Below are 6,060 nucleotides of genomic sequence, written 5' to 3'. Positions count from 1 at the left end.
TAATTTTTTTTTAATTATTTTTATAAATTTTTTTTATTTTTTTCATACACAACATTTCTAAATTTTAAAATTTTATAAATTTTACAAACTAATTTTTTTAATAAAAATTTTGATGATCAAATTTTTCAAAAAAATTTTTCACATCTGTAAAAAAAAAAGTTGATATAATAAAAAAATTCTATTCTCAAGTACCTAATGCCATAGTCAAAATATTCCTTAAACCAGGTGCTAATCCTAAGACAAATACTGTTAATTTTAATAGATTTTTTACTGTTTGGTCCTCGAAATATTGATCGATTATGTATAATACTGCAACGATGACTATAATTTTCATAGGAAATAGAGTAAGATATGTATCGAATAGTTGATTTATGGCATTTGGTAAAACATGCTGTTCTGAGTAATTGAAGTATTCTACAGCAACATATGTTGTTGATGCATCGAACAAATGTGCAAGTAAAATAGAAAAGTTGATCTTATGCTGAAGAATTTTTTCAATAGCATTGTGACTATTTTTGTTCTTGACATATAAAACTAAAAATGCTATTGCCATAAAAATCAATGATGCAATTATCCATGTAATCAACACATAAATTATTGCTGTGAAATTTAGTTTGGAAAATAAAATTATATTAGGTATTGAAAATATAATTCCCAAGAAAACTAATGTGTACCTATAATCAATTTCCATTTTTTTGAATAGATAAATGCTGAATAAAAATGATGCTATTGTAATCAATCCAACAAGGATATATAGTCCAGGTGTAATGAGAAAAACAGTCTTTGGATAAAATCCATTATCTACCAATGCTCGTGTAGATGATCCAAGAAAAATGAATGGTATTATTGAATAGAATATTGAAATTGGATCTATTTCCAATTTCTTGAACATTTTGATTATTGCAAGTACAAAAATCGCTAAAATCAAAGTGTATGCTACTGTATTGAAAACTGTGTATCCAGAGAAAAAAGTAGTTTGTATAATATCTGGAAGAAAAGTATCTACAGTAGCCATTTTATCATCTGTATATTTTTTTTATTCAAGCTTTTGATATATTTTCATCTTAAGAATACTCTTATTCATCCCTTTTAGGATACCTTTTGAGAACTTTTTTTACAAAGAACTCTTTTCCTATAAGGAAATTGCTTGTTCTATGACCCATTGCCTTGCAGCGCCTATGTTTGATTGCCTTCAATATGCCATCCACTGAATCGTTTCCCTTGGTGTTGACTTCAGTGTATGCATCACCTATTGATTTGAGGAAGTGAGAATCACTTGCACCTAAAGTTGCAAGTCTCTTTTCATAGGCTAAAGTTTCAGCCTGCTTGTTGGAGTATCCAAGAATATATCTGGCATTCTTAGTTTCCACACCATCAACAACCAGATTCTTGTCAACTTTGCTGAAAAGTCCATGTCTATAAAATGAGAATGGATGTGGCACAATTGCAAGTCCACCTGCATCATGTATCCTGTCAACAGTTTCTACAGCAGACAAACCTTTCGGTATGATTTCATCTACACCTAATCCTAAAATATGGCCTTTGTCTGATGAAATCTCTATTGATGGAACTACAATGATGTCTCCACCATAAGACCTTGCAATTCTTGAACCTTTGATTTCATTATGATCACTGATTGCTATAGCATCTAAACCTTTCTTTTGAGCTTCTATCAGAATGTCAATAGGTTCTGAACGTGCATCTCCTGAATAAACACTATGGATGTGTGGATCAAATTTCATGTTATGCCTCATTTATTGTAAATTTTAAAAAGTATCTGAATCTTGAAATATTTTTTTTCAAGTAAACGTCTTTTGTCCTTTTGGTATTAATAATATTTAGTATTAATAATATAAAAGTTTTTAATAAATTTATTATATTTTAAAAAAAATTGCTTTGAAATAGATAAAAAAATTTCCAATATATTGTAAAAAAGTTACAGGAAAATGATAAAAAATCATAAAAAAGTTATGGAGAATAAGAAAAAAGTGACTGGAAATAGGAAAAAATGATGGAAAAGTTGTAGAGAAGGGCAAAAAAGTAACTTGAAAAGGGGGTGATTGATATGTAAAATAAAAAAATAAAAAAATAAGAAATAGAATGAAAATATTAGAATATTATTTTAATATATAACATAATATTATTTTCTTAAATATTCCATAGACTTTACAAGTCCTACAGTACCTGTCATCATAACATCTCCACCTGGAGCTGCATGATAATAATCAAGATTTGTGCCTTCTATCAAGGATCTTTTAGGACCTGCAACAATTACTTTTTCTAGCTTTGATATAGGATTCAATGCAAATGCACCATGTCCACCTTCACCATGAACATCTTCGTGCTTAATTGTGCCGTCAGCAAGGGCTATGACAAGTTCTTCGAGCCTTTCTGATGTCAAATCTCTTGTGTGGTGCTCGAATACCCCTTGTATTTTGCCGTCTTCAATGGATGCTACAGTAGTATGTCCATTGCCTATATCCATAACTACAAAGCTGTTGAGTTTCAATACTTCCTTATCGTAGCATACTCCCGCAATTGATGCAAATTTGGTATCCATAATCACCGGTTTGAATTCAGGATTCTCTTTAGCTAATGATTTGATTACAGACTGCATTCTAGTGAAGTATTCAGGCACTTCTTCAGCTTCCATAGCAAATACTTCAGGAGGAAGAGGTTCTGGCAATTTCTCTTTGATCTTTTCAAATCTGAAGTCCCTATCACCCATATCCTCACTATATCCATGGTCTTGAACCGCAACAATAAGCTCATCCACATTCAATTCAAGGTCAAATGAGGAAAATATGTCAATTAGATGATTCACATCCACATCACTTAGTGATATTTTAGTATAATTTGAATATTTTGGTTCCTTTTCATACGCATTCTCTTCAACAACTTCAAATCCATATGATTTGACCTGGTCTATATTGTCACGTATTGTTCTTGCTGCCAAATCTTCAAAAGCAACCTTATATCCTTTTTCAATATGTTCAAGACATCTGTCCTTAATCTTTCCTCCACCCATTATTACTCCATCAAAATAAATGTCATTTTCACATTCGCTAATCATTTGACCAATGGTTAAATGAGGGGAGGGAACGACTAATTTCATTGAATTTTCAATTTCCTTTTCACTGTCATACAGCAAGATATCTTCTGTACCGGTTCCTACATCAATAGCTAAAATTTTCATAGTTTTCTATTTGTTTTGCAAATATTTAAATTTTTAATATATTTAAAAAAGTGCCTAGAGTGAAATAATTAACTTTTTATTATACTTTAATGTACAAAAATGTACTACAAAGCTTTATATAGTACATTGAACATACTATTAGTACAAAATAAATATATTATCTTATTTTAATTTACAGATTATGTTTATTTAATTTACAGAAATTATTTATTAAACAACAAAAAAGTGATAAAATGCAATACAGAATTGATTTAACTAATGATGAAGTACCAACCAAATGGTATAATATTAACGCTGATTTACCTGTAGAACTTCCTGCTCCTAAAAATAGTGAAGGAAAAGATCAAATAGGCACATTACCTCAAATATTCGTAAATGAATGTCTTAATCAAGAGTTCGCTACTGAAAGGTACATAAACATACCAAAAGAAGTAAGAGAGCTCTACCAAAGATTAGGAAGACCTACTCCTTTATGCAGAGCAAGAGGATTAGAAGAAAAATTAAACACTCCTGCTAAGATTTATTATAAGCGGGAAGATACTTCTCCTACAGGATCTCACAAGTTGAACAGTGCAATAGCTCAAGCATACTATGCTAAAAAAGAAGGTATCGAAAGAATTACCACAGAAACCGGTGCAGGACAATGGGGTACCGCTTTATCCCTTGCAGCATCAATGATGGGAATTGACTGCACAGTCTATATGGTAAGGGTTTCATACGACCAAAAACCATTCAGAAAAACAATCATGCAATTGTATGACGGAGATGTTCATGCATCCCCAAGTCAAAACACCGAAGTCGGTAGAAAAGTTCTTGCAGAACATCCAGACACTCCTGGTTCCCTTGGAATTGCTATTTCTGAAGCTGTAGAAGATGCTTTAACTGATGATAAAGTAAAATACACCTTAGGAAGTGTATTGAACCACGTTATATTACATCAAACTACAATCGGTCAGGAAATTAAATTGCAGCTTGAAAAAGTTGAAGAAGAGCCTGATACTATGATTGCTTGTGTTGGTGGAGGAAGTAACTTCGGTGGATCCTTGTTCCCATTCATAAAAGACAAGATCCAAGGTAATTCTGACACTGAATTCATTGCTGTTGAACCTTCTGCTTGTCCTACATTAACCCAAGGAGAATACAGATACGACTTTGGAGACGAAGTTGGATTCACTCCTCTCTTGAAGATGTTTACTTTAGGACATAACTTCATTGCTCCTTCTGTACATGCTGGTGGACTTAGATACCACGGTATGAACACACAAGTATCCTTGCTTAGAGATTTAGGATACATCAATCCAGTAGCTGTACATCAAAGGGATGTATTTGCTGCAGGTAAAATGTTTGCAATGTGTGAAGGAATCATACCAGCTCCTGAAACAAACCATGCAATCAAAGCAGCTATTGATGAAGCTAAAAAATGTAAGGAAACCGGCGAAGAGAAAACCATTGTCGTCAACTTCTCTGGACATGGACTTATGGACTTCAAAGGTTACGGAAGCTTTATGGATGGAACTATGGAAAACTCCAAATAATTCCATTCCTTTTTTTATTTATTTTTACCTCTATTTTATGCAAACTCGGTTATCACTTAAATGTGATGACCACTTTCCTCTTTTTTAATATATTTTTTAATTCTGCCCATATTTTTATGCATTTCCTATAGATCATAGCTTTTTTTATGTATATTTTTTGTATAATATTTGATATTTTTTGTAATTTTTAGATATTTTCGATATTTTTTTATTGAAAATATTAGTTATAACTTATAATTTTTAAGAAAATTTCTTATAAATTTAGGTATATTTTTAGTTATAAGTGATAAGTTAGAACTTATAAGTTATAAAATTATAAGAAATAACTTAAAAGTAAAAACTTATAAATGATAAATTATAAAGTAAAAGTAATAAGATATAACTTAAAACTTATATAGTATAACTTATAAATTATAAAGTATAAGATATAAGTAATAAATTATTAGAATTAACTTATAAAATTTAACTTATACTATCACTTTATTTTAGAAAAAATACTAAGGAGAATTAATATAATGGGAGAAACAATCGCAGTAATGAATCAAAAAGGCGGATGTGGAAAAACAACAACTGTAGTAAATTTAGCAACATCCCTTGCTGCTATGGGTAAGGCAGTGCTTGTAGTGGATATGGATCCACAGGCAAATGCAACAACAAGCTTCGGAATCAACAAGACAGAAATCAAGAAAACAGTATACACAGCATTGGTAAATGAATGCAGTGTTCAAAAGGCAACAATTCCTACAAAAATTGAAAACCTGTTCATATTGCCAAGCAATATAGAATTAAGTGGAATCGAAGTTGAATTGAGCAAGGAAGCAAATTATCATATCGTTCTTAAAAACCTGCTTGAACCTATAAAAGGCATCTTTGATTATATCATAATTGACTTGCCTCCATCACTTGGAGTTATCACAATAAATTCATTGATAGCTGCAGACAGCGTATTGATTCCTATTCAAGCTGAGTACTTTGCACTTGAAGGATTGGCAGATTTGATGAACACAATCAAGCTTGTTGAAACCAGATTAAGAAGCCCAACTCCTATCAAAGGAATACTTTTGACATTATATGATGCAAGAACCAGATTAGGAAGGGAAGTCTATTCCGAATTGAAGAAATACTTCAAGGACACTGAACACATATTCAAGACAGTCATTCCAAGAAATGTGCGTTTGGCAGAAGCTCCTAGTTACGGAAAGCCATGTATAGTATATGATCCAGAAAGCAAAGGGTCAATAGCTTACTTGAAATTGGCAAAGGAAATCCTGGAAATGGATAAAAAATAAAACAATGATTATATGAGAATATGATTACTTTAAAATTACA

Annotated in this window: 5 protein-coding genes; 2 read left to right on the top strand and 3 right to left on the bottom strand. The window is 31.3% G+C overall.

Annotated elements, in window-relative coordinates; translation table 11 throughout:
* Positions 1-184: 184 nt before the first annotated feature.
* The 3 genes from ACKI67_RS09390 to ACKI67_RS09380 all read right to left on the bottom strand — a co-directional run bounded on the left by ACKI67_RS09390 (position 185) and on the right by ACKI67_RS09380 (position 3,196).
* Positions 185-1,015, bottom strand: a complete 831-nt coding sequence (locus ACKI67_RS09390) for a DUF63 family protein (RefSeq protein WP_407463269.1) — start codon at positions 1,013-1,015, stop codon at positions 185-187.
* Positions 1,016-1,076: 61 nt separating this feature from the next.
* Positions 1,077-1,742 carry a PHP-associated domain-containing protein gene (locus ACKI67_RS09385; RefSeq protein WP_407463268.1) on the bottom strand — a complete coding sequence of 222 codons (666 nt, stop codon included), beginning with the start codon at positions 1,740-1,742 and terminating at the stop codon, positions 1,077-1,079.
* A gap of 398 nt (positions 1,743-2,140) precedes the next feature.
* On the bottom strand, positions 2,141-3,196 hold the full coding sequence (locus ACKI67_RS09380) for a DUF1786 domain-containing protein (RefSeq protein WP_407463267.1): 1,056 nt from the start codon (positions 3,194-3,196) through the stop codon (positions 2,141-2,143).
* Positions 3,197-3,429: 233 nt separating this feature from the next.
* Between ACKI67_RS09380 and ACKI67_RS09375 the strand changes: the two genes are divergently transcribed.
* Entirely contained in the window at positions 3,430-4,731 is a 1,302-nt protein-coding gene (locus ACKI67_RS09375; RefSeq protein ID WP_407463266.1) for a TrpB-like pyridoxal phosphate-dependent enzyme, read from the top strand.
* A 515-nt stretch (positions 4,732-5,246) separates the two neighbouring features.
* Positions 5,247-6,020: a ParA family protein gene (locus ACKI67_RS09370; protein ID WP_407463265.1), complete on the top strand. Its 774-nt coding sequence runs from the start codon at positions 5,247-5,249 to the stop codon at positions 6,018-6,020.
* Positions 6,021-6,060 lie beyond the last annotated feature (40 nt).

Origin of the sequence: Methanobrevibacter sp., from assembly GCF_045577275.1 — an archaeon.
In the GTDB taxonomy this organism is placed as follows: Archaea; Methanobacteriota; Methanobacteria; order Methanobacteriales; family Methanobacteriaceae; genus Methanobrevibacter.
This window is presented reverse-complemented; position numbering and strand designations above follow the sequence as displayed.